This window comes from Mesorhizobium sp. ESP-6-4, assembly GCF_020164735.1.
GTDB lineage: Bacteria > Pseudomonadota > Alphaproteobacteria > Rhizobiales > Rhizobiaceae > Mesorhizobium.
In genome coordinates this window covers 82,560-108,941 of record NZ_JAIUGS010000003.1, presented here as the reverse complement: position 1 = coordinate 108,941, position 26,382 = coordinate 82,560, and the positions used below count along the sequence as shown (strand labels likewise).

At 64.5% G+C, this 26,382-nt stretch carries 24 protein-coding genes; 12 read left to right on the top strand and 12 right to left on the bottom strand.

Annotated elements, in window-relative coordinates:
* Nucleotides 1-9: 9 nt before the first annotated feature.
* Nucleotides 10-1,077: an ABC transporter ATP-binding protein gene (locus tag LB523_RS07645; RefSeq protein WP_224601981.1), complete on the bottom strand. Its 1,068-nt coding sequence runs from the start codon at nt 1,075-1,077 to the stop codon at nt 10-12.
* A 2-nt stretch (nt 1,078-1,079) separates the two neighbouring features.
* Nucleotides 1,080-1,850: an SDR family NAD(P)-dependent oxidoreductase gene (locus LB523_RS07640; protein ID WP_224601979.1), complete on the bottom strand. Its 771-nt coding sequence runs from the start codon at nt 1,848-1,850 to the stop codon at nt 1,080-1,082.
* Between the two features lie 173 nt (nt 1,851-2,023).
* Here LB523_RS07640 and LB523_RS07635 point away from each other — a divergent pair, with 173 nt between their 5' ends.
* The 4 genes from LB523_RS07635 (at nt 2,024) to LB523_RS07620 (ending at nt 6,978) form a co-directional block, all read left to right on the top strand.
* The gene (locus LB523_RS07635) at nt 2,024-3,256 is read left to right on the top strand and encodes an ABC transporter substrate-binding protein (protein ID WP_224601977.1); all 1,233 of its coding nucleotides are present in this window, start codon (nt 2,024-2,026) and stop codon (nt 3,254-3,256) included.
* 429 nt (nt 3,257-3,685) lie between these two features.
* Complete coding sequence (locus LB523_RS07630; protein WP_224601975.1) at nt 3,686-4,555, top strand: carbohydrate ABC transporter permease; 870 nt, start codon at nt 3,686-3,688, stop codon at nt 4,553-4,555.
* The gene (locus tag LB523_RS07625; protein ID WP_140846456.1) at nt 4,552-5,376 is read left to right on the top strand and encodes a carbohydrate ABC transporter permease; all 825 of its coding nucleotides are present in this window, start codon (nt 4,552-4,554) and stop codon (nt 5,374-5,376) included. The genes LB523_RS07630 and LB523_RS07625 overlap by 4 nt, the downstream gene beginning before the upstream one ends.
* 81 nt (nt 5,377-5,457) lie before the next feature.
* Nucleotides 5,458-6,978, top strand: coding sequence for a M81 family metallopeptidase (locus LB523_RS07620; protein WP_224601973.1), 1,521 nt, complete (start codon nt 5,458-5,460; stop codon nt 6,976-6,978).
* A 111-nt stretch (nt 6,979-7,089) separates the two neighbouring features.
* Here the strand turns inward: LB523_RS07620 and LB523_RS07615 are convergent, their stop codons facing one another.
* From LB523_RS07615 to LB523_RS07590, 6 genes are all read right to left on the bottom strand, one after another.
* Nucleotides 7,090-9,138: a M3 family metallopeptidase gene (locus LB523_RS07615; protein ID WP_411966442.1), complete on the bottom strand. Its 2,049-nt coding sequence runs from the start codon at nt 9,136-9,138 to the stop codon at nt 7,090-7,092.
* A 405-nt stretch (nt 9,139-9,543) separates the two neighbouring features.
* Complete coding sequence (locus tag LB523_RS07610; protein WP_224601971.1) at nt 9,544-9,942, bottom strand: nuclear transport factor 2 family protein; 399 nt, start codon at nt 9,940-9,942, stop codon at nt 9,544-9,546.
* A gap of 55 nt (nt 9,943-9,997) precedes the next feature.
* Entirely contained in the window at nt 9,998-10,639 is a 642-nt protein-coding gene (locus LB523_RS07605; protein ID WP_095769607.1) for a carbonic anhydrase, read from the bottom strand.
* A 163-nt stretch (nt 10,640-10,802) separates the two neighbouring features.
* Nucleotides 10,803-11,555 (bottom strand): DUF429 domain-containing protein, encoded by a 753-nt coding sequence (locus LB523_RS07600; protein ID WP_224601969.1) that lies wholly within the window; start codon nt 11,553-11,555, stop codon nt 10,803-10,805.
* Complete coding sequence (gene pdxY, locus LB523_RS07595) at nt 11,552-12,436, bottom strand: pyridoxal kinase PdxY (RefSeq protein ID WP_224601967.1); 885 nt, start codon at nt 12,434-12,436, stop codon at nt 11,552-11,554. Before pdxY ends, LB523_RS07600 begins: the two co-directional genes overlap by 4 nt.
* Nucleotides 12,437-12,448: 12 nt before the next feature.
* Entirely contained in the window at nt 12,449-12,700 is a 252-nt protein-coding gene (locus LB523_RS07590) for a hypothetical protein (protein WP_224531933.1), read from the bottom strand.
* 243 nt (nt 12,701-12,943) lie between these two features.
* Between LB523_RS07590 and LB523_RS07585 the strand changes: the two genes are divergently transcribed.
* The 5 genes from LB523_RS07585 (at nt 12,944) to ppa (ending at nt 16,868) form a co-directional block, all read left to right on the top strand.
* Nucleotides 12,944-13,591 carry a LemA family protein gene (locus LB523_RS07585; RefSeq protein ID WP_224601965.1) on the top strand — a complete coding sequence of 216 codons (648 nt, stop codon included), beginning with the start codon at nt 12,944-12,946 and terminating at the stop codon, nt 13,589-13,591.
* A 231-nt stretch (nt 13,592-13,822) separates the two neighbouring features.
* Nucleotides 13,823-14,632, top strand: a complete 810-nt coding sequence (locus tag LB523_RS07580) for a TPM domain-containing protein (protein ID WP_224602400.1) — start codon at nt 13,823-13,825, stop codon at nt 14,630-14,632.
* Between the two features lie 6 nt (nt 14,633-14,638).
* Complete coding sequence (locus LB523_RS07575) at nt 14,639-15,277, top strand: TPM domain-containing protein (RefSeq protein WP_224601963.1); 639 nt, start codon at nt 14,639-14,641, stop codon at nt 15,275-15,277.
* Between the two features lie 425 nt (nt 15,278-15,702).
* Nucleotides 15,703-16,212 (top strand): GNAT family N-acetyltransferase, encoded by a 510-nt coding sequence (locus LB523_RS07570; protein ID WP_040991512.1) that lies wholly within the window; start codon nt 15,703-15,705, stop codon nt 16,210-16,212.
* 122 nt (nt 16,213-16,334) lie between these two features.
* Nucleotides 16,335-16,868: an inorganic diphosphatase gene (gene ppa, locus LB523_RS07565; protein WP_140544744.1), complete on the top strand. Its 534-nt coding sequence runs from the start codon at nt 16,335-16,337 to the stop codon at nt 16,866-16,868.
* 3 nt (nt 16,869-16,871) lie between these two features.
* On the opposite strand, the gene LB523_RS07560 is transcribed toward ppa, so the two are convergent.
* The 4 genes from LB523_RS07560 to LB523_RS07545 are packed head-to-tail and all read right to left on the bottom strand — an operon-like array spanning nt 16,872 to nt 21,328.
* Nucleotides 16,872-17,819, bottom strand: coding sequence for an ABC transporter permease (locus LB523_RS07560; RefSeq protein ID WP_224601961.1), 948 nt, complete (start codon nt 17,817-17,819; stop codon nt 16,872-16,874).
* 3 nt (nt 17,820-17,822) lie between these two features.
* Nucleotides 17,823-18,800, bottom strand: coding sequence for an ABC transporter permease (locus LB523_RS07555; protein ID WP_224601959.1), 978 nt, complete (start codon nt 18,798-18,800; stop codon nt 17,823-17,825).
* 1 nt (nt 18,801) lies between these two features.
* Complete coding sequence (locus LB523_RS07550) at nt 18,802-20,265, bottom strand: sugar ABC transporter ATP-binding protein (protein WP_224601957.1); 1,464 nt, start codon at nt 20,263-20,265, stop codon at nt 18,802-18,804.
* Nucleotides 20,266-20,311: 46 nt separating this feature from the next.
* A complete protein-coding gene (locus tag LB523_RS07545; protein ID WP_095769596.1) occupies nt 20,312-21,328 on the bottom strand; it encodes an ABC transporter substrate-binding protein in 1,017 nt (338 codons plus the stop codon).
* A gap of 183 nt (nt 21,329-21,511) precedes the next feature.
* On the opposite strand from LB523_RS07545, the gene LB523_RS07540 reads away from it, so the two are divergent.
* Genes LB523_RS07540 through zwf form a run of 3 tightly spaced genes read left to right on the top strand, consistent with a single transcriptional unit; the run spans nt 21,512 to nt 26,377 of the window.
* Nucleotides 21,512-23,923: a glucan 1,4-alpha-glucosidase gene (locus LB523_RS07540; RefSeq protein ID WP_224601955.1), complete on the top strand. Its 2,412-nt coding sequence runs from the start codon at nt 21,512-21,514 to the stop codon at nt 23,921-23,923.
* 50 nt (nt 23,924-23,973) lie between these two features.
* Complete coding sequence (gnd, locus tag LB523_RS07535; RefSeq protein ID WP_224601953.1) at nt 23,974-24,987, top strand: phosphogluconate dehydrogenase (NAD(+)-dependent, decarboxylating); 1,014 nt, start codon at nt 23,974-23,976, stop codon at nt 24,985-24,987.
* A 13-nt stretch (nt 24,988-25,000) separates the two neighbouring features.
* Nucleotides 25,001-26,377 (top strand): glucose-6-phosphate dehydrogenase, encoded by a 1,377-nt coding sequence (gene zwf, locus LB523_RS07530; RefSeq protein WP_224547158.1) that lies wholly within the window; start codon nt 25,001-25,003, stop codon nt 26,375-26,377.
* Nucleotides 26,378-26,382 lie beyond the last annotated feature (5 nt).

Sequence of the window (26,382 nt, the reverse complement as noted above, 5' to 3'; positions counted from 1 at the left end):
GTCATCATCTCACAGCGGCAGGCCCGTCGCCTTGTCGAAGAGGTGGATGTTGCGCGGGTCGACGCTCACCGGCAGCCGGTCGCCGGGCTTCACCTGCAGCCGGTCGCGGAACACCGCGCGCACCGTGTCGTCGCCGACCGAGCCATAGACATGCGTTTCCGAACCGGTCGGCTCGACGACGTCGACCTTGATGGCGAGGGCATCGTCGCCGGCGACGACCACGAAATGCTCCGGCCGGATGCCGGCCTCGACCATCTCACTGCCGGACATAGCCTTGCCCGGGAGCGCCAGGCGGCCGCCGCCTGTCGTCTCGAACCAGGACTTGGCTCCGGCGGTCTTCAGCGCGCCGGAGACGAAGCTCATCGAAGGCGAGCCGATGAAGGCGGCGACGAATTTGTTGGCAGGCCGGTCATAGAGCTCCAGCGGCTGCCCGACCTGCTGGATGCGGCCGCGATCCATGACCACGATGCGGTCGGCCATGGTCATGGCCTCGATCTGGTCGTGGGTAACGTAGACGATGGTCGATTTCAGCCGCTGGTGCAGCGCCTTGATCTCGGTGCGCATCTGCACGCGCAGCTGCGCGTCGAGATTTGAAAGCGGCTCGTCGAACAGGAACACCGAAGGCTCGCGCACGATGGCGCGGCCCATGGCGACGCGCTGGCGCTGGCCGCCCGACAATTGCCGTGGATAACGGTCGAGATAGGAAAAGAGGTTGAGCACGTCCGACGCCTTCTTGACCTTGTCCTCGATCGCGGCGCGCGTCTCGCCGCGGATTTTCGGGCCGAAGCCGATATTCTCCGAGGCCTTCAGATGCGGGAACAGCGCGTAGGACTGGAACACCATGGCGATGTTGCGTTTCTGCGGCGGCAGCTCGTTGGCGCGCATGCCGCCGATGACGAGATCGCCAGAGGTGATCGTCTCCAGCCCGGCCAACATGCGCAGCAAGGTCGACTTGCCGCAGCCGGAGGGGCCAACCAGCACGACGAACTCACCGGTCCGGATGTCGAGATTGATATCTTCGAGGATTTTGTGCTGGCCGAAGGATTTCGACAGGTTGCGGAACTGGACGTCGGTCATGGTCACGTTCCCAATATGTCGTCGATGAAAGGCAGGTAGCCGGCTGTCAGTCCCGCGTCCACGGGCACCACGGCACCTGTTATGCCGGAAGCGCGCTCGGAGGCAAGGAAGGCGACTGCCTCCGCCACTTCCGACGCGTTGACGATGCGGCCGAGCGGATAGAGCCGCTTGAGCCGGCCTAAGATCTCGGGGTCCTTGGCCAGGCGATGGTCCCAGGCGGCGGTGCGGATCGAGCCCGGACAGACGACATTGGCACGCAACCCGCTGCGGCCCAGCTCGACGGCGATCGATTTGGCGTAGGCGTTGATGCCGGCCTTGGCCGCCGCATAGGCCGGATTGCCGAAATGCGAAATCGCGTTGACGGAGGAGATGAAGACGACGCTGCCCGAGCCGCGCTTGGACATCGCCTTGATCAGCGGATCGGCGAAGGTCATCACGCCGGTCAAATTGAGGTCGAGCTCCTCTTCGATCTTGTCCGCCGTCAGCGCCTTCAACGTTTCGGCGCGCGTCCAGCCGGCATTGTTGATCAGGATGTCGGGAACGCCGTCCTTGTCGAGCAGCGCCGGGATCGCCGCTTCGATAGAGGCCCGGTCGAGCAGGTTGAAGACGTGACGAGAGGCGATATGCGGACCGGCCAGCGCTTCTACCGACCGGTCGCAGCCGACGATGCGCGCGCCGCGCTTGGCCATGAGCTCAACGATCGCCGAACCGAGGCCGCCGCCGGCCCCCGTGACGACAACGGTTTTGCCCTCGAAATCGGCCTTCGATACCACGATGCGCGCTCCTCCGCCCTGCCAGACAGCGACGGAACGCTATCCAACAAAATGTAATTTAGCAACATGACAAACTGCTTGCATCGGGCATAACCCTCGATAATGTAGGAAAGTAACATAAATCCTGTGCCTCTTAAGGCCAGGCGCGAATGCGCATCATGGGAGGAAATCAGATGAGCCTTGCGAAATGGACTGTCGGCCTGTTGGCCGGAATGAGCATGCTGGCTTTGGCGGCACCCGCCGATGCCGGCGAGGTGCGCGTCACCGTCGCCGAATACAGCGCCAAGACCGGCCCCTATTTCGAAGCGGTGAAGAAGGAGTTCGAGGCAGCCAATCCCGGCATCACCATCAAGTACGAAGTGGTGCCGTGGGACGTCCTTTTGCAGAAACTCACCACCGACATCACCGCCGGCACCAATGCCGACCTTTCGATCATCGGCACGCGCTGGCTGATCGACTTCGTCCAGCAGGATGTCGCCGAGCCGCTCGACAGCTACATCAAGCCGGAGTTCAAGGACCGCTTCATCGACACCTTCCTGCAGCCCTCGATCATGGACGGCCACACCTACGGCCTGCCGATCGCGGCTTCCGCGCGTGCCATGTATTACAACAAGGAGCTGTTCGAGAAGGCAGGCATCGCCAAGCCGCCGGCCACCTGGAGCGAGTTGCAGGAGGACGCGCGCAAGATCAAGGCTCAAGGCGCCTTCGGCTACGGCCTGCAAGGCAAGGAGATCGAGACCGACGTCTATTACTACTACGCGATGTGGTCCTTCGGCACCGAAATTCTCAACAAGGACGGCACATCCGGTCTGAGCACGCCCGGCGCGCTCGAGGCCGCCAAGCTTTACAAGTCGATGATCGACGAGGGCCTGACCGAACCGGGTGTGACCTCCAACAACCGCGAGGACGTGCAGAACCTGTTCAAGCAGGGCAAGGTCGGCATGATGATCACCGCGCCGTTCCTGTCCAACCAGATCAAGGAAGAGGCGCCGAAGCTGAAATACGGCGTCGCCGCCATCCCCGCCGGACCGACCGGTGCGCGCGGCACCTATGGCGTCACAGACTCCATCATCATGTTCAAGAACTCCAAGAACAAGGATGAGGCCTGGAAGCTGCTCGACTTCCTGTTCACCAAGGAGCAGCGCGCCAAGTTCACGCAAGGCGAGGGCTTCCTGCCGGTGAACAAGGAAGAGGCGAAGATGGAATATTACGTCAACAACGCCGACCTCGCCGCCTTCACCGCGCTTCTGCCCGACGCCCGCTTCGCGCCGGTCATCCCGGGCTGGGAAGAGATCGCCCAGATCACGTCGGACGCCATGCAGAAGATCTATCTCGGCAGCGCCACGCCGGAAGCGGCCTTGAAGGAGGCCGCCGACAAGGCCAACGCCGTCCTGACGAAGAAATAGGGCGTATCTCCCTGCGCCCGTGGCGCGCTCCACCCGTCGGAGCGCGCCACACCTTTTTGGAAGGTGTTCTACGTCGGCGCCGCCCCAGCCAGCCTCCTTCCTCTCCCTCCGGAGGGGGGAGAGGTGGCTCGGCGAAGCCGAGACGGAGTGGGGGAACCACCTGGCAACCGCCGCGAACGGACATACGAAGGGCACTCGGCGCAAGCATCGCCTGCCTTGCGCCAAGGGTCGACCCCCACTCCGTCGAGCTGCGCTCGACACCTCTCCCCCGATCGACGGGGGAGAGGAAGGGGCTCTTCCGCAACTGCCGCGGAGGACAGGCAGACAGGTGAGGGGCGGCGCCTGGAAGGAATTCGAAACTGAGCGCCTGGCAAGACAGATGAGAATTGGCACCCCCTCGAAGCCGCGCAACGCGATACAAACCAGCCGATGCAAAATCGTTTCCTGCCCTATCTCCTGACGCTGCCCAGCCTGTTCCTGGCGGCGGTGGTGATTTTCTGGCCGGTCTGGGACCTGATCCAGATAGCGACGCATGACGTGAACCGCTTTGGCCAGCTTCGCGAGTTCAGCGGCCTGGCCAATTTCTCGGCGCTCGCCGCCGATCCCGACTTCATCGCAGCGCTTTGGCGCACCGGGCTCTGGACCGTGCTGGTCGTCGGCGGCGCGCTGCTTTTGTCGATCCCGGTGGCGATCATCCTCAACACCGACTTCTACGGCCGCGGCCTCGCCCGCGTCGTCATCATGTTGCCTTGGGCGGTGTCGCTGACCATGACCGCGGTGGTCTGGCGCTGGGCCCTCAACGGCGAGAGCGGCATGCTGAATTCGGCGCTGATGAAGCTCGGCCTGATCAGCCAGAACATCCAGTGGCTGGCCAGCGCCGAAACCGCCTTCCCGATGCAGGTGCTGATCGGCATATTGGTGACGGTGCCGTTCACCACAACGATCTTCCTCGGCGGCCTGTCCTCGATACCCGACGATCTCTATGAGGCGGCGGCACTCGAGGGCGCCACGCCCTTGCAGCAGTTCCGCGAGATCACCTTTCCGCTGCTAAAACCCTTCATCAACATCGCGATCGTGCTCAACACCATCTATGTCTTCAACTCCTTCCCGATCATCTGGGTGATGACACAAGGGGGGCCGGCGAACTCGACCGACATATTGGTGACCCATCTCTACAAGCTCGCCTTCCGCATCGGCAAGCTGGGCGAGGCATCAGCCGTGTCGCTGGTGATGTTCGCGATCCTGCTCGTCTTCACCATGATCTATGTGCGCCTCGCCATGCGGGAGCAGCGGGCATGAACAGCAAGATGAAACGCACCATCATCGCCTGGCTGCTGCTTGCACCGTTGGTCGCGGTGACGATCTTCCCCTTCGCCGTGATGTTTCTCACCGCCGTCAAGCCGCGCACGGAGGTGCTGACGCCCACCTGGTGGCCGAGCGAGTTCCGCTGGTCGAATTTCGCCGACATGTGGGTAGCAACCGGCTTCGGCCAGGCGCTGCTCAACTCGCTCTATGTCTCGGCGCTGGCGACAATCGGCGCGATCCTGATCTCGGTGCCGGCCGCCTACGCCATGTCGCGCTTCCGCTTCGGCGGCTATGGCGCCTTTCGCCAGTTCCTTTTGATCTCGCAGATGATATCGCCGATCGTGCTGGTGCTTGGCCTGTTCCGGCTGATGGCGGCCTGGGGCCTGGTGGAGAGCACCACCGCGCTCGGCTTCATCTACATGGCCTTCAACGTCGCCTTCACGGTCTGGATGCTGCAGAGCTATTTCGACACAATCCCGCGCGACCTCGAGGAGGCCGCCTGGATGGAAGGCGCCGGGCGCTGGCTCACCCTGCGTAAAGTGTTCCTGCCGCTCTGCCTGCCGGCGATCGCGGTGACGGCGATCTTCACCTTCATCAACGCCTGGAACGAGTTCGTCGTGGCGCTCACCATGCTGCGCAGCCAGGAAAGCTACACGCTGCCGATCCAGGTTTTCTCGCTGGTCGCCGGCCGCTATACGATCGAATGGCACCATGTCATGGCGGCCACGTTGCTGGCGACACTGCCGGTGGCGATCCTCTTCATCTGGCTGCAGCGCTATCTCGTCCGCGGATTGGCGCTCGGGGCGGTCAAATAGCTATCCCCGCAATTCCAGGAAAAGTGCGCAGCGGTTTTCCGTCCGGAATTGCGAAAAACAAAAGGTCATCACGGAGCCTTCATGCGCATCTTCACCGCCTCGCTGGCGACGGAAACCAACACCTTCTCGCCGGTGCCGACCGACCGGGCTTCCTTCGAGATGGCCTTCTATGCCGGCCCCGGAAAACATCCGGAGACGCCGACGCTCTGCTCCTCGCCGATCGTGGCGCTGCGCAAGCGCGCCGCGAAGGAAGGGCTGACCGTCATCGAAGGCACCGCCACCTGGGCCGAGCCCGGCGGCCTGGTGCAACGGCAGACCTATGAAGCGCTGCGCGACGAGATCCTCGATCAGCTCAAGGCCGCCTTGCCGGTCGATGCGGTGATCCTGGGATTGCATGGCGCCATGGTGGCGCAAGGCTATGACGATTGCGAAGGCGATCTCCTGGAGCGCGTGCGCGCCATCGTCGGGCCGAAAGTGGTGATTGCCTCGGAGTTCGATCCGCACAGCCATTTGACGCCGAAACGCGTCGCAGCTTGCGACATCATGGCCTACTTCCTCGAATTCCCGCACACCGATTTCTACGAGCGCGGCGAGCATGTGGTCGAGCTCGGCCTCGCCGCGGCGCGCGGCGAGATCAAGCCGGTGATCTCGACCTTCGACTGCCGCATGATCCAGGTGCTGCCGACCAGCCGCGAGCCGATGCGCTCCTTCGTCGACAGGATCAAAGCCCTGCATGGTAAGGACGGCGTGCTGTCGGTCTCGGTCATCCACGGCTTCATGGCCGCCGACGTGCCGGAAATAGGCACGCGCATCCTGGTCGTCACCGACAATGACAAGGAAAAGGGCGACAAGCTCGCCGAGACGCTCGGGCGCGAGCTCTATGACCTGCGCGAGAAGACCGCCATGACGATGCTGTCTGCATCCGCCGGCATCGAGCAGGCACTAGCCGTGCGCGCCGAGCGCCAGGACAAACCCGTCGTCATCGCCGACATCTGGGACAATCCGGGCGGCGGCGTGCCGGGCGACGGCACAATCGTGCTGCGCGAGCTGCTTTCGCGCGGCGTGGGCAAGGTCGGCGTGGCAACGATCTGGGATCCGGTCGCGGTCACCTTCTGCCACGCGGCCGGCGAGGGCGCGGTCATCGACCTGCGCTTCGGCGGCAAGGCCGGCCCCCAGGCCGGCGAGCCGATCGATGCGCGCGTCAGGGTGCTGAAAGCGGTCGGCGAAGGCTGGCAGAGCTTCGGGCCGAGCCGCGTGACGCTGGGGCCATCGGCGGTGGTGCGCATCGAAGGCACCGAGGTCGACGTCATCTTGAACACCAACCGCACCCAGACCTTCGAGCCCGATATCTTTTCCAACATCGGCATCGATCCGTTGTCGAAGGACGTCCTCTTGATCAAGTCGACGAATCATTTCTACGCCGGCTTCGCGCCGATCGCCGCCGAGATCATCTATGTCGCCGCGCCGAGTTCCTATCCGAGCAATCCGGCGGTGACGGATTACAGGAAGCTGACGAGGCCTATCTGGCCGAGGGTGGCGGATCCGTGGCGCGCTTTCCCTTCTCCCCTTGTGGGAGAAGGTGGCCGCGAAGCGGCCGGATGAGGGGTGTTCCAGCGGATGAGGCGCTGGCGTTCCCTGGAGCACCCCTCATCCGTCTCGGCGCTGCGCGCCGATCCACCTTCTCCCACAACAAGGGGAGAAGGGAAAGATGCGTCACACCAGCCCCCGCTTCACCATCATCGCTTCAGGCGAAGGCATTTTCCCTCGAAACGCCGTGTAAAGCTCCTCCGGATCCTTCGAGCCGCCGGCGGCATAGATGTTCTTCCGAAGCCGCTCGGCGAGTTCCGGATTGAAGGCATCGCCCGTCTCCTCGAAAGCCGAGAAGGCATCGGCGTCGAGCACTTCCGACCACATGTAGGAATAATAGCCGGCTGAATATCCGTCGCCGGCGAAGACATGGCCGAAATGCGGGGTGCGGTGGCGCATCGCGATCGTGTCGGGCATATGCAGCTTTTCCAGCGTTTCAGCCTCGTATCGAAGCGGCTCCGCCGGCGCGTCGGGTCGCGCATGATAGGCCATGTCGATCAGCGCCGAAGCGGTGAACTCGACCGTGGCGAAACCGGCGCCGAAGGTGCGAGCGGCGAGCATCTTGTCGAGCAACGCCTTCGGCATCGGCTTGCCGGTCTTGACGTGCAGCGCATGCTTTTCCAGCACCGCCGGCACGGTCAGCCAGTGCTCATAGAGCTGCGAGGGCAGTTCGACGAAGTCGCGGCTGACCGAAGTGCCGGAGACCGACGGCCAGGTGACGTCGGTCAGCATCCCGTGCAGCGCATGGCCGAACTCGTGGAACAGCGTCTTGGCCTCGTCGACCGACAGCAGCGCCGCCTCGCCGGCCGGCGGCTTGGCGAAATTCATGATGTTGTAGATCACCGGCTTGGCGCCCGGGCCAAGCTTATAGCCCGACCGCAGCGCGCTCATCCAGGCGCCGGAGCGTTTTGACGGCCGCGCGAAATAATCGGCGAGGAACAGGCCGCGTTCGCTGCCGTCGGCATTCTTCACCACGAAAACACGCGCATCGGGATGCCAGGCTGTTATGCCCTTCTTCTCTTCGAAGGTAATGCCGAACAGGCGTGTCGCGACATCGAAGCAGGCTTCGATGACACGTTCGAGCTGCAGGTAAGGCTTCAGCTCCGCCTCATCAAAGGCGAATTTCTCGGCACGCAGCTTCTCCTGGTAGAAGCGCCAATCCCAGGCCGCGAATTTCTCGTTGCTGCCGGCTTCCGCCGCCAGCCGCTCCAGCTCCTTCTGGTCGGCGGCCGCTTTTTCCAGGGCTTTCTCCCACACCGGATCGAGCAGCTCGTGCACGGCCCTCGGCGTCTTCGCCATCGTGTCGTCGAGCTTCAGCGCCGCGAAAGAATCGTAGCCCAGCAGCTTCGCCTTCTCGGCGCGCAGCTTCAGCATGTCGCGCACCACATCGGCGTTGTCGGAGGCGCCGCCATTCTGGCCGCGCATGATGAAGGCTTTGAACGCGATCTCGCGCAGGTCGCGGCGCTCCGAGAAGGTCGAGAACGGCTCGTAGATCGATCGCGACAGCGTCACCGCATAGCGGCCCTTCTGGCCGCGCATCTCGGCCGCTTCCGCCATGGCGCTCTTCAAAAAGTCCGGCAGGCCGGCAAGGTCGGCCTCATCGAGGAACAGCGACCAGTCACGCTCGTCGGCGAGCACGTTCTGGCCGAATTTGGTGCCGAGCGAGGAGAGTTCCTCGTTGATTGCCGCGAGCCGCTTCTTGCCGTCGGCATCGAGCTTGGCGCCCGAGCGGACAAAGCCCTTCCAGGTCTTTTCCAGGACACGCAGCGTCTCGGCATCAAGCTTGAGGCTGTCGCGCCGCTGGTAGAGATCGTCGATGCGGGCAAACAGTTTTTCGTTCATCGAGATCGCCGAGAAATGCCGCGACATCTTTGGCGAAACCTCGCGCTCCATCGCCTGGATCGTGTCGTTGGTATGAGCGCCGGCGCGGCACCAGAAGATCGACGAGACACGGTCGAGCGCCTCGCCGGCAAGCTCGAGCGCGGCAAGCGTGTTCTCGACGGTCGGCATCTCGCTGTTGCCGGCGATCGCGTCGATCTCGGCCTGATGCGCCGCCAGCGCCGCGTCGAAGACCGGCCCGAAATCATTGTCGCCGATTCGCGAGAAATCCGGCAGGCCTAGCGGCCCTTGCCAGACGGTCAGCGGATGGGCGGCGAGATCGACGGTTTTTGACATGGACAGATCCAATCGGGGAGTTCGGTGAATTGGGAGCGGCAGGCTGCCCCGGATGTAGGACGATGCTACGCAGCGCGCAACAAGGGTCGCTCCAGGCTTCGCCTTAGACCATTCAAGGGATAAGGCGGCTCGCCATTTTCCGTGGAACAGTGAAATGCGCTGGTCCATCGCAAACGCTGGAGATTGGCTGAAGGCTCTCAACCTCGTCATCCACGGGCGGAGCGACGCGAAGCGGAGCGCAGACCCGAGGATCCATTCCGTGACCTTGGCCGAGGAACGCAGCGGAGCAGAATTCTGCACGTGGCAACGCTCGGAAGTCACGGAATGGATTCTAGGGTCTGCGCGCGTCGCTTCGCTCCTTGCTCCGCCCTAGAATGACGACCTGACAAGCGCGTCAGCCAATCTTCAAGCATGCCGCCTACCAACACAAACACTAAAGCCGCTGCAATCCTGCGCCACCGCCGTCTGCGTGCTGACGACGATGCGCCCGCCAGCGATGGTAAAAGTCTCGCGCATCAGCATGTCGTTGCTGGGGAAGTCGTAGCAGGCGAGCACCGTGGTCTCGCCATTCTCGCTCTTTTCAATGCGATGACGGATCGCGGCGCCCGTCACCGCGCCCTGCCATTCGTCGATCGAGGCGATGAAATCCTGCTTGGTCTGCACGACGCCGATGTCGTCCAGCTTCATGCGCACGTCGTCGGCAAGCAATTCGGACAATTCGGTCCTGTCGGCGGCCAGCAGCGCCGAATACCAGCGATCGATGATGGCGCCGTCATCGGCGCTGGCGCGGGCGACCGTGGACATGAACAGCGCCACCGCGAGAAAGAACCTCCACCGGCTCCGGTGCATTATCCCTCCGTCACAACTCAGGCCGCTCGAAATCGCCGGTTTCCTTGTTCATCACCCACAGCTCCCCGGTCGAGATGTCGAACCATGCGCCGTAGAGCGAGAGCTTGCCCTTGCCTTCGAGGATCGAGACGCAGGGAAAGGTCCTGAGATTGGCGATCGAATAGCGGACTGAAATACGCTCCAGCGCCGTCTGACGCTCGGTCGCCGTCATCATGGTACTGGAGGCCACGGTCTCGGCGGCCGGCGCGATCAGGCTCATCCATTTGCCGATGAAGTCGCCGGGCGACAGGGGCGAGGAATTGGTGTCGAGCGCGGCACGGATGCCGCCGCAGCGGCCGTGGCCCATCACCACGATGTTCCTCACCTTCAGGCTCTGCACGGCGAATTCGAGCGCGGCCGATGTCGAGTGATATTCGCCGTCCGGCTCATAGGGCGGCACCAGATTGGCGACATTGCGCAGCACGAAGAGCTCGCCCGGCCCGGCGTCGAAGATCGCCTCCGGGGCTGAGCGGGAATCGCAGCAGGCGACGATCATCGTTTCCGGCGCCTGGCCTTCGCGCGCCAGAGAGCGATAGCGGTCGCTTTCCGAGGGATAGCGGCCGGCCATGAAGTTGCGATAGCCGGCGAGGAGGTGCTCAGGGAGGTGAGGCATGGGCGGCGTCTGGGCCCTTTCCGGGTTGGATGCGGCACGAATGTCGGTGTTCGAGCGATGTCTGCCTGAAGTCTGGGAAGCCTCTAGCGGCAAAAGTCGGTCGTGAGCAATGCCGAATTGCGGATGAGCCCGTCGCAATCGCGATGCGGCATTCATGGCTTCGTCAGGCCCAGATGGCAACGGGAATGCCGAAACGATCGATCAATGGCGGATCTGGAGAAGGTTTTGCCTCGCCGCCGGCGATACGCCCGGCAATCAGCATCATCGCCGCCGCGTCGAGAAAGTCGTCGCTCGCCGCGCCGCGTGGCGGCGCCTGGTCGAGAAAGGCTTTCCTGTAGCCATGCCGGCAAAGCAGCGCCTTGCGCTCCTCCATGCCGGCCGGGTTGACCGCTCCCTTGATCTTCTTCGGCAAGGCCATCGCCGTGCCGCCGTTCAGCCGGCAGAACGCCACTTCCGGATGCGATTCGAAGATGCGGCCACGCAAATCGGGCCGCGAGATCAACAGCTGATCGATCTCGCGGATCTTGGCAAAGATGCCGAAGGCCTGGATGGAAACGCCGCGCGGCGGATCCGACGTTGCCAATGCCGTCGCGCTTGCCAGCCGATACGCCGCATACCAGGCCTCGATCGTGGTGAAGCCGCTGGTATCGGCATAGAGCGCCGCCCGCGAGGGGATGGCGAACACGCTGGATTGCCGCGCCCCGAGCAGCGGCCGCACCAGCGCTTCCGGCCCGCGACCTCCCTTGCGCGAAAAATCCGGCAGGCCGATCGGCATGTCGACGGCGATCGTTGCATCCGGCAGCGCGTCGAGCAGCGCCTGGAAGCTCGGGAAGACCGAGACCGACGGCGCGGCGTCCGCTTCGCGGTGGACGGCGATCCAGCCGGCCTTGCAGCCGTCGATGCCTGCGAGCTTCACGCCCGCTTGTCCCGCCCCGGATGCAGGAGATGGCGCAACTGCACCATGGCCATGGGGTGCGACAGGCTCTGCGCGTCGGTTTCGAGCTGCAGCTCGTCGCCGCCGCGTTTCGCTGTGCGAGCGAGGATCTCGTAGACGGCGGCGGTGGTCGATTGCAGCGCCTTGACCGGCGGCTGGCCGGAGAGAACGCGCGCCAGATAGACGGCGGCCGTCAGGTCGCCCAGCCCGTTTGGCGGCTTCTCGATCACGCGGTGCTCGGCAAGCAGCGCCTGGCTGCCGTCGAGCAGGAAATTGCCGGTGCCGCCCGCCATCATCGCGGGCGCCGAGGTCACCAGCATGGTCGAAGGGCCGGCGTGAAGCGCCGCCGCCGTCACCGCCTTGATGTCGGGCAGCGGCGCGCCCGCCATCCATTCCAGCTCATAGCGGTTGGGCGTGGCGATATCCGCGATCGGCATCAATTTGTCGCGCATGGCGGCCGCCGTCGGCTCGGGCACATAGAGCCCGCCCGAATCGCCCATCACCGGATCGCAGATGTAAAGCGCGTTCGGCGTCTTTTCCTTGACGGCGGCGACCAGCGAGGCGACTGCGTCGGCCTGGCCGGCCTCGCCGAGATAGCCCGACAGCACGGCCCGCACCTCGCCCAACCAGGGCGCGCGCTCGAGATCGGCCATCAGCGCCTTGAACTGATCGAGCGGCGGAACGATGCGCGTGGCCCGGCTGTGGCCCGGATGCCAGGGCAGGATGACGGTCGGCACCGCCCAGACCGGGAAGCCCAGCGTCTCCAGCGCGAAGACGGCGGCGCGGTTGCCGACCGAGCCGCGGGCGACATGGCTGGAGATGACGATGACCGCGCGCGGCGCGTCGATTTTTTCTGCACTCATGGAAATCTGTTCCTAGCCGCCACGCGTTGCGGCATACACCAGCCAGGCCAATAGCCCAATGGCAATGAGGAAGCCGAGCGTTCGGCCAATGCGGGTTCCCCAATATTCGATGGGATCGGTGCGGTCGGTGTCGGCGGCGGTCACGCGGTCGCGCGCATCCTTCGCCGTGCGGACGATGAAAGACGCGCCGCCCGGCGCCGTCTCGCGCGCCACGCGTTCGAGGATGCGGCGCGATTCGGTCTCGTCGTCCCGGCGCTCGGCCATGGCAATTGCCCTTTCCTGCCCGGACCTTAGAGCAATTCCCGGAAAAGTGCGAAGCGTTTAGGCTCGGCTTACTTCGCCGCAGCCTTCCGACCGGAATTGCGTCAGACAAGAAGATGAAATCCTGTTCGCTCGACTATTCACAGGGGCTCTCGCCCGAGCCGGAGCAGGCGTCATCGGCCGGACATTTTCTTACGCGTGGATTGTGGTAATGCTTCGCGCGCAACTTCTGTCGAGGGACCAATCATGATTGCCGAGCGCCTCTCACTAGCCTCCCCCTTCCGCAGCCTTGCCGCCTTCCTGATGATGGCTTTCGTGCTGCCGCTGCTTGCCGGCTGCGGCTACAACACCATCCCGACGGCGGAAGAGAACGCCCATGCGGCCTGGAGCGAGGTGCTCAACCAGTATCAGCGTCGTTCCGACCTGATCCCGAATCTGGTCGAGACGGTGAAGGGTTATGCGTCGCATGAAAAGGATACGCTCGACGCGGTCGTCCAGGCGCGCGCCAAGGCAACGCAGATCACGGTGACGCCCGACACGCTGAAGGATCCCGAGGCGCTGAAGAAGTTCCAGGATGCCCAGGCCGGGCTGACCAGCGCGCTGTCGCGGCTGATCGCAGTGTCGGAAGCCTATCCCGACCTCAAGGCGAACCAGAATTTTCTCGCGCTGCAAGCGCAGCTCGAAGGCACCGAGAACCGCATCGCCGTGGCGCGGCGCGATTACATCCAGGCGGTCAGGGACTATAATCTGACGCTGAAGACCTTCCCATCCGTGCTGTGGGCGACCTTCTGGTTCCGCGGCAACGAGCCGTTCGCGAACTTCACCGTCGAGGAAGACAAGATGCAGGTGCCGAAGGTCGATTTCGGCACGAGCACCACCAAGCAGGGCGGGTGAGCGGCTCGACGGTCGTCGGAATGTAATTCTGCGAAAAGACGGACCGCTGGCGTGTTGATACCCCCCTCTGTCCTGCCGGACATCTCCCCCTCAAGGGGGGAGATTGGCAGTTTCGACAACCTCGCCCCCTCTTCAACGCTGAAGATTGGCGAAGGTCGGCGTGACGTCCAATCTCCCCCCAAGAGGGGGAGATGTCCGGCAGGACAGAGGGGGGCGCGACAGAACGCCGGCATCGCCTTTCTTGGCCTGCTTCTCTCGTTTTTCCTCCTCCCCCTCGCCGCCCTCGCCGCCGACCTTCCCGCCCTCACCGGCCGCGTCGTCGACAATGCCGGCATCATCGATGCCGGCACGCGCGCGTCCCTCACGCAAAAACTCGCCGACTTCGAGACAAAAGGCTCCGACCAGATCGTCGTCGCCACCATACCCAGCCTCGGCGGCGAGGAGATCGAGCCTTACGCCAACCGGCTGTTCCGCTTCTGGAAGCTCGGCCAGGCCAAGGAAAATAACGGCGTGCTGCTCTTGGTCGCGCCCAACGACCGCAAGATGCGCATCGAGGTCGGCTACGGGCTGGAAGGCACGCTGACCGACCTGCACACCAAGCTGATCATCGAGAACGACATGGTGCCGGCCTTCCGCGCCGGCGATTTCTCCGGCGGCATCACCAAGGCCGTCGACGACATGATCATGGTGCTGGAGGGCAATCCGGAGGAGCTGGAAGCGCGCGGCAAGCGCAACGAGCAGGCGCCGTTCAATTCAGACGACTTGTTCTTCGCCATCTTCATCACCATCTGGGCGCTGATCTTCTTTGGCGGCATCGCGATGACGGTGCTGCCGCCGATCTTCGGCCAGAAGATCGGACCGGGCCGCTATCGCTGGCTGGGCATGACTTTCGATCAGAACCGGCGCTCTTCCTCGGGCGGCTGGTCGTCGGGTGGTGGCGGTTGGTCGTCCGGCGGCGGCTGGTCCTCGGGAGGCGGCGGTGGCGGATTTTCAGGCGGCGGCGGCTCGTCGGGCGGCGGCGGCTCCTCGGGAAGCTGGTGAGGCATCATGGCAACGCGACCGATCAGCGCCGAGGACCATGACCGCATCGCCGAGGCGATCCGCACCGCCGAGTTGAAGACCGACGGCGAGATCTACTGCGTCGTCGCTCGGGCCAGCGACGGCTACTTCTTTCCGGCCGCGTTCACGACGACGATCGGCGTATTCGTCGCCAGCCTTGCCGTCGCCTATGGGCTGGAGGCATGGTGGCTGTCCATACGGCTGCCGCATTTCGTGCTAGCGCAAGCGCTGGCGCTGGCCTCGGTGCTCGTTTTGCTCTGGTTCTTCCCCACTTTGCGCATTCATTTCGTGCCGAGAAGGCTGCGCTATCAGGCGGCGCACGCCAATGCGATGAAGCAGTTCCTGGCCCGCAACGTCCACCGCACGAGCGCGCGCACCGGCGTGCTCATCTTCGTCTCCGTTGCTGAGCGCTATGCCGAGGTCGTCGCCGATTCCGGCATCGACGCCAAGGTCGGCCAGCATGTCTGGGACGGCGTGGTGGGCGACCTGACCAGACATGCCGGTGACGACCGGCTGGCCGACGGCTTCGTCAAGGCTATCGGTACGGTCGGCGCGGTGCTCGCCGAGCATTTCCCGGTCACCGAAGGCGACACCAACGAGCTCGATGATCATCTCGTCGAAATCTGACTAGTTCCCGTATTGGGATCTTGACCGGTCGGCTCTGTTGCGTCGGCAGGCGACACGCCTTGGAGATTGGCCGAAACGCCCATCGCGATCGTCATTCCAGGGCGAAGCAGGAGCGGAGCTCCGTCGCGAAGACCCTAGAATGCATGCCGTTACCTTCGCCACAGCGTGCAACGGAGCAGAATTCTGCGCCGTGGCAACGCGTTAAGGTCACGGCATGGATTCTAGGGTCTGCGCCGCGTCGCTTCGCTCCTTGCTCCGCCATAGAATGACGAGGTTGGGCGGCTTCAGCCAATCTGCGGCGTTTGCGCTGATTTTACGGAAATGAACGCCTCTTCGGCGAACGCACCTTTCGCCTGTGCGAAAGCGAGGAGGCGTGTTGGCGGACTCTTTGCAATCGCCCGATGCGGGTTTATGGTTAACCAATCATGAACACGCTGACGATCGACATCCGGAAGGCAGAGCCGCGCGACGCGAGCGCCATCGCCGAGGTGCACCAGCAAGCCTGGCGCGGCGCCTATTCCGGTATCATCCCGCACCGCACGCTGACTTCGATGATCAACCGTCGCGGCGTCGACTGGTGGGCCAACGCGATTCGCCGCGCCGCCACCGTGCTGGTCGTCGAGATCGGCGGAACGGTCGCCGGCTATGCCACGATCGGCAAGAACCGTGCTCGCGAGCTCCGCCAGCAGGGCGAGATCTACGAACTCTATCTGCGTCCTGAATATCAGGGCATCGGGCTCGGCAGCCGGCTGTTCAAGGCGGCCAAGGCCCGGCTCGCCGACCACGGCCTGCGCGGCCTCGTGGTCTGGGCGCTGGAGGACAATCACAATGCCTTGGCCTTCTACGCCGGCAATGGCGGCCGCGATATCGCCGAAGGGGTCGAGGTCTTCGAGCAGAAGGCGCTCAAGAAAGTGGCTTTCGTCTGGAATGACTGACGTCGCCTAGGTTACACGCCATCACAAACTGTGCGCTTCCATTGGCGTTCAGTGCCATTCGCCGCATTGCACCATGACGTTTCGCCCGCTATCGGTCTTGCAATCGAGAGAGGGATTTAGCCATGCGTATCGAAGCCGTGCCCACCGGAAAGAACCCGCCTGAGGACGTCAACGTCATCATCGAGGTGCCGATCGGCGGCGAGCCGATCAAATACGAGATGGACAAGGAGGCCGGCACCCTGTTCGTCGACCGCTTCCTGCACACCTCGATGCGCTATCCCGGCAATTACGGCTTCGTGCCGCACACGCTGTCGGGCGACGGCGACCCGATCGACGTTCTGGTCTGCAACACCCGGGCGCTGGTGCCGGGCTGCGTCATCAATGTACGGCCGATCGGCGTCTTGATCATGGAAGACAATGCCGGCCAGGACGAGAAGGTGATCGCCGTTCCCTCGCCCAAGCTGACGCTGCGCTACGAGAACGTCACCGAATACACGCATCTGCCCGAGATCACGCGCCAGCAGGTGCAGCACTTCTTCGAGCACTACAAGGATCTCGAGCCCGGCAAATGGGTCAAGATCGAGGGCTGGCACGATTCCAAATACGCCAAGAAGATGATCGTCGACGCGATCGCGCGCGCCAAGGCAGCCAAATAAAGGCTACCGAACGGCCTTCTCGCCGCCGGCCGCGGTGATCACCCCAACGATGATCAGCCCGGTCAGCACCAGCCGCACGCCGGCGCTGACGCCGAAGGTGTTGAGCATGGTGAGCAGGAGCACCAGGAACAGGCCGGCGCCCCAGACGCCCGGCACATTGGCCTTGCCACCGGCGACCGAGGTGCCGCCGATGACCACGACCGCAATCGAGGCGAGCAGGTATTCGTTGCCGATATCGACATTGGCGCCGCGGAAATAGCCGGCAAGCAGCGCCCCGTCGATGCCGCCCAGCGCGCCGCACAGCGTGTAGGTGAGGAAGCGGATGCGGCCGACATGGACGCCGGCGAGCCATGCGGCGCGGATGTTCTGGCCGATCGCCAGCACCGAGCGGCCGTAGATCATGCGCTGCAGCGCAAGCGCGGCGCCGATGGTGAAGACCACCGTCAGCATCGCCAGCGCCGGAATGCCCAGCACCTGCCAGTTGGTGAAGTCGGCAAAGCCCGGCGGCGGCTTGATCTGCAGGCCGCGGCCATAGCTGATGTCGACCGACTGGATGATGAAGCTCGCCGATAGCGTGGCGATGATCGGCGGGATGCGCAGCGCCCAGATCAAGAGATAGTTGATCGCGCCGATCGCGGCGCCGCAGGCGAGTGCCGCAAGCAGCCCGACCAGGATCATGGCATCGCTGCCGCCCATCACCTTCATGGCGACCGCGCTGGCCAGCCCGATATTGGCCGGCAGCGACAGGTCGACATTGCCGGGTCCCAGCGTGATGACGAACATCTGGCCGACGCCGACGATGACGGTGAAGACGGCAAGCGACAGCGCCGCCGTGACCATGCCGCCGGCGCCGTAGCCGCCGGTGAAGGCAATCGTCGCCAGCCAGACGACGACAGCGCCGACGAAAGACCAGATCCAGGGCTTTTCAAGCAGCGTCCGCACCAAGGTCATCGCTCACCGCTCCCTGCGGCTGATCAGCACCCGCGCCGCCAGCACGATGATCAGGATCGCTCCGTTGGCGGCCACCTGCCAGTCGGGCGGGATGTGCATGAAGGTCAAGAGCGGCGAGGCGGCCAGCGCCAATGTCAGCGCGCCGAGGACGGCGCCGATCGGCGACACCCGGCCGCCGACGAACTCGCCGCCGCCGAGGATGACGCCGGCGATCGAGAGCAGCGTATAGCCATTGCCGATATTGGCGTCGGCCGACGTGGTGATGCCGATCAGCGCCATGCCGGACAGAACGCCGAACAGGCCGGTCAACGCGAACAGCACGACCTTGGTCTTGAGCAGCGACCAGCCGGCGCGCCTCAGCGCCGCGGCATTGCCGCCTGAGCCGCGCAGGATGACGCCGTAGGACGTGCGCATCAGGCCGAAATGCACGACCGCGGCGATCAGCAGCGCGGCAAGGATCGGGAACGGAATGTAGGGCGGCTTGAACGACAGGATCGACAGCAGCCAGTCCGGCGCCCTGCCGCCGGGCTTGGGCAGGATCAGGATCGCAAGCCCCTGCCAGACGAAGCTCATGCCGAGCGTCACCACGATCGAAGGCAAATTGCGCAGGTGGATCAGCGCGCCGAGCAATGCATAGACGCCGATCGAGCCCATGAGCACGAGAATGCCGAGGAGCGGCGCGTCCCGCAGCCATGTCGCGGTGATGCAGCCGACGAAGCCGACGAACGTCCCTATCGACAGGTCGAGCTCGTTGCCGGCGATGACGAACATCTGAGCGATCGTCGCCAGCGCGATCGGGATCGCCAGGTTGAGCATCAGGTTGAAGCCGAAATAGCTGATGGCGCGCGGGTTGAGCCAGGCAATCGCAATCAGCACCAGCGCCAGCGACAAAGCCGGCAAAAGGCCGCGCAGCAAACGCGCCCGGGCGGCGCTGCCGCGCGGCGAGGCTTTCGGAACGGTGCCGGGAGCGATCGCCGTCATCTCAGGCCGCATCGCCGAACGAGGACTGGATGATCTTTTCCTCCGTCAGCTCGTCGCGCCCAAGATTGGCGACGATCCGGCCGTTCTTGAAGACGTAGACATGGTCGCAATTGTCGAGCTCCTCGGTCTCGGTCGTGTACCAGAGGAAGGTCCGGCCCTTTGCGGCCTCCTCGCGCACGAGGTCGTAGACTTCGAGCTTGGTGCCGATATCGACGCCGCGCATCGGGTCGTCCATCAGCACGATCTCTGCGTCGGAGCCGAGCGCGCGGGCAAACAGCGCCTTCTGCTGGTTGCCGCCCGACAGCGAATAGATGTTGTTGTTCATGTCCGGCGTGCGGATGCCGATCTTCTTCTTCCAGAATTCGGCAAGCTCGGCCTCGCGCTGCGGCGAGATCAGCAGGCCGCTGCGCAGCCGCGCCAGCGAACGGATGCCGATATTCTGCGCGATCGACCATTGCGAAAAGATGCCGTCCGACTGGCGGTCGCCGGCGACCAGCGCCACCGGCGCGGTGACCTCGATGCCGGTCCTGGCGCGGGCGGCGGCCGAGAAGATCGCCAGCAAAAGATCTGTCTGGCCATGGCCGGCAAGTCCCGCAAGACCGATGATCTCGCCCGCGCGCGCGACAAGCTCCTTGCCGTCCTGCTGCCTGGCCGGGCGTGCCCGCACCCTGAGCGCTCCTGGCTCGGTCTTGCGGGCCTCGGCGGCGGCTTTGTGATGTCCCTCGGCGCCGCCCATGGCCGCGACCAGCCTGTCGCGGTCGAACGCGCTCGCGGCATCGGCCGCGACCACCTTGCCGTCGCGCATCACCACGATGCGGTCGGCGTTCTGCAGCACCTCGCCCAGCACATGCGAGATCAGGATGCAGCTGCCTCCGGCCGCCACGAAGCGGCGCACGAATGAAAGCAATTGGCCCGCCGTATGCGCGTCGAGCGAGGAGGTCGGCTCGTCGAGGATGACCAGATGCAGCGGCTCGCGGGTCAGCGTGAAGGCGCGCGCCACCTCGACCATCTGGCGCCGCCCGATCGAAAGGTCGCCGGCGATGTCGTCCGCCGAAATGCCGTGGTCCGGGAAGATCTCGTCCAGCTTGGCGCGGATGAGGTCGGCGGCCCGGCGCCGCCAGCCGAAACCGGTAAGCGCGGGGTGATTGATGCGAGTATTCTCGGCGACGCTGAGATTGGGGCAGAGCGACAGCTCCTGGAAGACGCAGCGTATGCCAAGCTCCAGCGCGCGCGCCACCGAATAGCTCGCTTCCTGATTGCCGCGCACGGCGATCTGCCCGCCATCCGGCCGCAGCGTGCCGGCCACCATGTGCATGAGCGTCGACTTGCCGGCGCCGTTATGCCCGACCAGCCCGACGCATTCGCCGGCGCCGACATGGAAGTCGACGCCGTTAAGCGCCCGAACGGCGCCGAAATGCTTTTCGGCGCCGTTGAGCCTGACGATATCCGCAATAGCCTGAAGCATCCTCAACTTTATCCGGTTGGCGATGCGGACCGCAATGTGCCCACCGCTATTGCTTGATGTTGGCCTTGATCGCCGCGATAGCTTCTTCCTGCGTGTATTCGTGCGTGGCGACGCCGCCTTCCTTGATCTTCGGCAGCGCGGCCTCGAAATCGTCCTGGGTGAAGGCGAGATAGGGCACCAGGAGGTCATGCGGGATGTCCTTGCGGCCGTCGAGCACCTGCTGCGCCACCCAGAAGGCCAGCGTCGACACGCCGGGCGCGATCGAGGCCGACCAGGTCTTGTAGCCGTCCTTCTCCTTCTGCTCCTTCCACCACTTCAGCTCGTCCTGCCGGTTGCCCATGATGATGGTCGGGCGTGGCTTGCCGGCCGCGGCGAAGGCCTGCGCGGCGCCATAGCCGTCGCCGCCCTGGTCGACGATGCCGACGACATCCGGCAACGACGGCAGGATGGTCGCCACCGCCTTCTGCGCCGTCGTCTGGTCCCAGTCGCCCGTTACCGAACCGACGATCTTGAACTCGGGATGGGCGGCGACGCCTTCGAGGATGCCGGCATGGATGGCATCGTCGATTGAGGTGCCGGCGAGACCGCGGATTTCCAGCAGATTGCCGCCCTTGGGCTGGAACTTCGCCATCTGCTCGACTTCCTGCTTGCCCATGTCCTTGAAGTCGACGACGACGCGGTAGGCGCAAGGCTCGGTCACGATGCCGTCGAAGGAGACGACGACGATACCGGCATCGCAGGCCTGCTTGATGGCGCCGTTCAGCGCATCGGGCGAGGCAGCGTTGATGACGATGGCGTCATAGCCCTGCAGGATCAGGTTCTGCACCTGGGCCGCCTGGGTCGGCACTTCCTTGTCGGCGGTGGTGAAGACATCCGCTGCCGCGACCACCTTGTCCTCGACCGCCTTCTTGGTGACGATCGCATAGCTGTCGAGCATCGCCTGGCGCCACGAATTGCCGGCATAATTGTTGGAGAAGGCGATCTTCTTGCCGCTGGTGTCGGCAAGCGCGGTGCCCGAGGCGAGCATCGCCGCAAATGCACTCAATACGAGCAGTTTCTTCATGTCGGTTCCTCCCGAGGTTGCTGCTACTAAACGCGAATTCTCTGTTTTTTATCTATTGTCAGACAAATGCAGAGGAACCGCAAGCTGTCAACTGCAAAGCATTGGCACTGCTCGATCAACTTGCGGTGCGACGATTGAAAAGACGGCGACTCCTGGTCTAGGAACGCGGCAGGAGGCCAGTGCATGGCAGTGACGCGGACCGTTGCTAAAGGCGCGCCCGGAATTCCGGCGCGCTGGACGTCAAGCGCAAAGACCGGCGTCGGAACCGCGCTTTCGGCAAAAAGCCCGCTCTGGTTCACCACCAGCCACGGCATCCTGAATGAAATCTATTACCCGCACCTCGACAGCGCCTGCACGCGCGACCTGGGGCTGGTCGTCACCGGCCCCGGCGGTTATTTTTCCGAAGAGAAGCGCGATGCGGCCCACACCGTCGACCCTTTCGAGGACGGGGTGCCTGGCTACCGGCTGACCAACATCGCCTCCGACGGCGCTTACCGGATCGACAAGCGCATCGTTACGGATTCGAAACGACCTGTATTGCTGCAGGAAGTGCGTTTCAGCGCGATCAAGGGCTCGCTGGCTGATTATCGCGTCTACGCGCTGCTTGCGCCGCACCTGGTCAACGCCGGCATGGGCAATACGGCCTGGATCGGCGAGCATAAGGGGCAGCGTCTTCTCTTCGCCACCGGCCGCGGCGTGTCGCTCGCGCTCGCCTCCTCTTTGCCCTGGGGCGCCTGCTCGGCCGGCTATGTCGGCTTCTCCGACGGCTGGCAGCAGCTGCGCGACAGCGGCGCGCTCGATCCATCCTGCTTGGCGGCGGAAAACGGCAATGTCGCGCTGACCGGCGAGATCGGCTTTTCGGCCGGCAGGACGGTTGCCTTGCTGGCGCTCGGCTTCGGCGCTTCGCCGGAGGAAGCCGCCGACCTTGCGCTTGCAAGTCTGCAACAGGGTTTCGAGCCGGCCGCGAAGACTTATGTCGAGAACTGGCGGACATTTCAGGCAGGGTTGGAAAAACTCGATCGCCGCGGCGCCTCCGGCCTGAACACCTACCGCGCCAGCACCGCGGTGCTGGCAACGCATCTGTCGATCGCGAGACCGGGCGCTGCCGTCGCCAGCCTGTCGATCCCCTGGGGTTTCAACAAGGGCGACGACGATCTCGGCGGCTATCATCTCGTCTGGCCGCGCGACCTGGTCGAGACCGCTGGCGGCTTCCTGGCGGCCGGCGACGGCAGGCAGGCGCTGCAGATCCTCGCCTATCTGCGTTCGATCCAGCAGCCGGACGGCCATTGGCCGCAAAATTGCTGGTCCGACGGCACCGCCTATTGGCCCGGCATTCAGATGGATGAATGCGCCTTTCCGCTGCTGCTTGCCGATGCCTTGCGCCGTGCCGGCCATCTGCCGAAGTCGAAGCTCGCCGACTTCCTGGCGATGATCGAGAACGCCGCCGCCTATGTCGTCCGTAACGGCCCGGTCACCGGCCAGGACCGCTGGGAAGAGGATGCCGGCTACAGCCCGTTCACGCTGGCCGTGGAAATAGCGGGCCTGCTCGCCGCCGCCGACATGCTGGAAGCCTGCGGCAAAAATGAGCCGGCAAACTATCTGCGCGAGACCGCCGATTGCTGGAACGACCAGGTCGAGCGCTGGACCTATGTGACCGGTACGCAGGCAAGCGCCAGGGCGGGAACCGACGGATATTATGTCCGCATCGCGCCGCCCGACAATGGCAGCGCCGCGTCTCCGAAGGACGGCTTCGTGCCGATCAAGAACCGGCCGCCGGGCGACACCGACAAGCCGGCCGAGGCGATCATCAGCCCGGATGCGCTGGCGCTAGTCCGCTTCGGCCTGAGGGCCGCGGACGACCCGCGCATCCTCAATACCGTCAAGGCGATCGACACCGAGCTGCGCTGCGACCTGCCGCAAGGCCCGCTCTGGTACCGCTATTCCGGCGACGGCTATGGCGAGCACGAGGACGGCTCGCCTTTCGACGGCACCGGCCGGGGCCGGCCGTGGCCGCTGCTCGCTGGCGAGCGCGCCCATTACGAGCTGGCCGCCGGCCGCAGGGACAAGGCGGCGCAGCTGCTTGAGACTTTCGAACGTTCGGCCGGCGTGGGCGGCCTCCTGCCGGAGCAGGTCTGGGATCGCCCGGACATGCCTGACCGCGAGCTGTGGCTGGGCAAACCGTCCGGCAGCGCCATGCCGCTGGTCTGGGCGCATGCCGAGCACATCAAGCTGTTGCGCTCGCTGCACGACGGCGCCGTTTTCGACCTGCCGCCGCAAGGCGTCGCACGCTATATCAAGGGCAAGACGGTCTCGCCGCTTAGGATCTGGCGCTTCAACAACAAGATCCGCTCCATTCCGGCCGGCAAGGCGCTGCGCGTCGAATTATCGGCGCCCGGCGTCGTCCATTGGAGCAGCGACAAATGGCTGACCGTGCAGGACAGCAAGACGGCCGAGAATGCGTTCGGCATTCATCTGGTGGATTTGCCCGTTGACCGCCTGCAGCCGGGAACCACCATCGTCTTCACTTTTTTCTGGCCCGGGGCGATGCGTTGGGAGAATGTCGACTTCAGCGTCGGCATTAGCGCCCAATCGTGATCCAGCAGGGCCATTGTACTTCTCCTTCCTCAAGCAATCGGGATGAAACCATGCAGATCGGAATGATGGGACTGGGCAGGATGGGCGCCAACATGGTGCGGCGCCTGATGCGCGACGGCCATGAATGCGTCGTCTATGACATCAATTCGGCAAGCGTCGCCGGCATGGTCAAGGACGGCGCGGTCGGCGCCGCCTCGCTGGAGGAGTTCGTCGCCAAGCTCGCCAAGCCGCGCTGCGCCTGGCTGATGCTGCCGGCCGCGATCACCGGCAGGATCGTCGACCAGGTGGCGGCGCTGATGGAGCCGGGGGACATCATCATCGACGGCGGCAATTCCTACTACCATGATGCCGTCGACCAGGCGGCCAAGCTGGCGGTTAAGGGCATCAACTTCGTCGATGTCGGCACCAGCGGCGGCGTGTGGGGGCTGGAGCGCGGCTACTGCCTCATGATCGGCGGCCCCGATGACGCTGTGAAGCATCTCGATTCGGTCTTTGCCACGCTGGCGCCTGGCGCCGATGCGGGCGCCAACCCGTCCAAGGATGCCGGCACGGCGCCCTTCGGCTATCTTCATTGCGGACCGAGCGGCGCCGGTCACTTCGTCAAGATGGTGCATAACGGCATCGAATATGGCGTGATGGCCGCCTATGCCGAGGGCATGAACATCCTGAAGTCGGCCAATGCCGGCAAAAGGCAGCGCAGTGCAGACGCCGAGACCAGCCCGCTCGAAAATCCGCAATACTACCAGTTCGACATCGACCTGCCGCAGGTCGCCGAGGTCTGGCGGCACGGCAGCGTCATCGGCTCCTGGCTGCTCGATCTCACTGCCGGCGCGCTGAAGAACGACCCGGCGCTCGCCCAGTTCGGCGGCCGTGTCTCCGATTCCGGCGAAGGCCGCTGGACGCTGAAGGCGGCGATCGACACTGGCGTCCCGGCGCCGGTGCTGTCCTCGGCGCTGTTCGACCGCTTCTCTTCCCAGGGCGAATCGCAATTCGCCGACAAGCTTCTGTCCGCCATGCGCTATGCCTTCGGCGGCCATGTCGAGAAGCCGAAGACCGGCGCGTGAAGGGAGAGACTGCATGAGCCAGGAGAGGTCCGACACGCTGGTGCTTTTCGGAGCGACCGGCGATCTTGCGCACAAAAAGATTTTCCCGGCGCTCTACCAGATGGTCGCCAAAGGCACGCTGAGCGAGCCGGTGATCGGCGTCGCCTTCGAGCCTTGGGAGCTCCCCAAATTGGTGGACCGTGCGCGCGACGGCATCGTCACCGCGCTTGGCCGTGTCGACGACAAGGTCTTTTCCAAGCTCGCCTCGCTGCTGCGCTATGTCAGCGGCGACTACCGCGACGGCGCGACCTTCGAGAAGCTGAAGACGGCGCTGGGTTCCGCGCAGCGGCCGCTGCACTACATGGCCGTCCCCCCGACAATGTTCGAGACGGTCGTGCAAGGGCTGGAGCAGTCCGGCACCGCGCGCGGCGCGCGGCTGATGGTGGAAAAGCCGTTCGGCCACGACCTGCAGTCGGCGCGCTGGCTGAACCGGGTGCTGCATCTGGTGTTCGACGAGCAGTCGATCTTCCGCATTGACCATTATCTCGGCAAGGAAGCGATCCAGAACCTGCTCTATTTCCGCTTCGCCAACTCCTTCCTCGAGCCGATCTGGAACCGCAACTTCGTCGAGAGCGTGCAGATCACCATGGCCGAGGATTTCGGCGTCGAGGGCCGCGGCAAATTCTATGACGATGTCGGCTGCATCCGCGACGTGATCGAAAACCACCTGCTCAACATCCTGTTGCTTTTGGCCATGGAGCCGCCGGTCGGCCGCTCGGCCGACGACCTGATCGACGAGAAGGTGCAGGTGCTGCGCGCCATCCGCACGCTGACCAAGGACGATGTCGTGCGCGGCCAATTCGACGGCTATCTGGCCGAGCCGGGCGTCAGGCCCAACTCGCCGGTCGAGACCTTCGCCGCAGTGCGCTTCTTCGTCGACACCTGGCGCTGGCGGGACGTGCCTTTCTTCATTCGCGCCGGCAAGAACATGCCGGTGCACGCCACCGAGGTGATCGTGCGTATGAAGCGGCCGCCGCTCGACGTCTTCGATCCGATCAAGCCGGGCGACGCCAATTATGTGCGCTTCCGCATCGACCCGCAGGTGGCGATCTCGATCGGCGCCCAGCGCAAGGTCGCCGGCGACGACATGATCGGCGAGCAGGTGGAGCTGACCGCGCTCGACGACACCAAGGGCGACATGCCGCCCTATGAGCGGCTGATCGGCGACGCCATGAACGGCAATGGCCAGCTCTTCACGCGCCAGGACGCGGCCGAGCTTGCCTGGCGCATCGTCGGCCCGGTGCTCGGCGACACCGCGGCGCCGGCAATCTATGCGCCCAAGACCTGGGGGCCGGTCGATGCCATGAACGGCTTCGGCCCACCCGACGGCTGGATCAATCCGAGCAAATAATTTCG

Bases quoted from the DNA above. Each gene is read 5' to 3' on its own strand.
- LB523_RS07645 (WP_224601981.1), bottom strand. From the start codon at position 1,077: ATGACCGACGTCCAGTTCCGCAACCTGTCGAAATCCTTCGGCCAGCAC.
- LB523_RS07635 (WP_224601977.1), top strand. From the start codon at position 2,024: ATGAGCCTTGCGAAATGGACTGTCGGCCTGTTGGCCGGAATGAGCATG.
- LB523_RS07630 (WP_224601975.1), top strand. From the start codon at position 3,686: ATGCAAAATCGTTTCCTGCCCTATCTCCTGACGCTGCCCAGCCTGTTC.
- LB523_RS07625 (WP_140846456.1), top strand. From the start codon at position 4,552: ATGAACAGCAAGATGAAACGCACCATCATCGCCTGGCTGCTGCTTGCA.
- LB523_RS07620 (WP_224601973.1), top strand. From the start codon at position 5,458: ATGCGCATCTTCACCGCCTCGCTGGCGACGGAAACCAACACCTTCTCG.
- LB523_RS07615 (WP_411966442.1), bottom strand. From the start codon at position 9,138: ATGTCAAAAACCGTCGATCTCGCCGCCCATCCGCTGACCGTCTGGCAA.
- LB523_RS07610 (WP_224601971.1), bottom strand. From the start codon at position 9,942: ATGTCCACGGTCGCCCGCGCCAGCGCCGATGACGGCGCCATCATCGAT.
- LB523_RS07605 (WP_095769607.1), bottom strand. From the start codon at position 10,639: ATGCCTCACCTCCCTGAGCACCTCCTCGCCGGCTATCGCAACTTCATG.
- pdxY (WP_224601967.1), bottom strand. From the start codon at position 12,436: ATGAGTGCAGAAAAAATCGACGCGCCGCGCGCGGTCATCGTCATCTCC.
- LB523_RS07590 (WP_224531933.1), bottom strand. From the start codon at position 12,700: ATGGCCGAGCGCCGGGACGACGAGACCGAATCGCGCCGCATCCTCGAA.
- LB523_RS07585 (WP_224601965.1), top strand. From the start codon at position 12,944: ATGATTGCCGAGCGCCTCTCACTAGCCTCCCCCTTCCGCAGCCTTGCC.
- LB523_RS07575 (WP_224601963.1), top strand. From the start codon at position 14,639: ATGGCAACGCGACCGATCAGCGCCGAGGACCATGACCGCATCGCCGAG.
- LB523_RS07570 (WP_040991512.1), top strand. From the start codon at position 15,703: ATGAACACGCTGACGATCGACATCCGGAAGGCAGAGCCGCGCGACGCG.
- ppa (WP_140544744.1), top strand. From the start codon at position 16,335: ATGCGTATCGAAGCCGTGCCCACCGGAAAGAACCCGCCTGAGGACGTC.
- LB523_RS07560 (WP_224601961.1), bottom strand. From the start codon at position 17,819: ATGACCTTGGTGCGGACGCTGCTTGAAAAGCCCTGGATCTGGTCTTTC.
- LB523_RS07555 (WP_224601959.1), bottom strand. From the start codon at position 18,800: ATGACGGCGATCGCTCCCGGCACCGTTCCGAAAGCCTCGCCGCGCGGC.
- LB523_RS07550 (WP_224601957.1), bottom strand. From the start codon at position 20,265: ATGCTTCAGGCTATTGCGGATATCGTCAGGCTCAACGGCGCCGAAAAG.
- LB523_RS07545 (WP_095769596.1), bottom strand. From the start codon at position 21,328: ATGAAGAAACTGCTCGTATTGAGTGCATTTGCGGCGATGCTCGCCTCG.
- LB523_RS07540 (WP_224601955.1), top strand. From the start codon at position 21,512: ATGGCAGTGACGCGGACCGTTGCTAAAGGCGCGCCCGGAATTCCGGCG.
- gnd (WP_224601953.1), top strand. From the start codon at position 23,974: ATGCAGATCGGAATGATGGGACTGGGCAGGATGGGCGCCAACATGGTG.
- zwf (WP_224547158.1), top strand. From the start codon at position 25,001: ATGAGCCAGGAGAGGTCCGACACGCTGGTGCTTTTCGGAGCGACCGGC.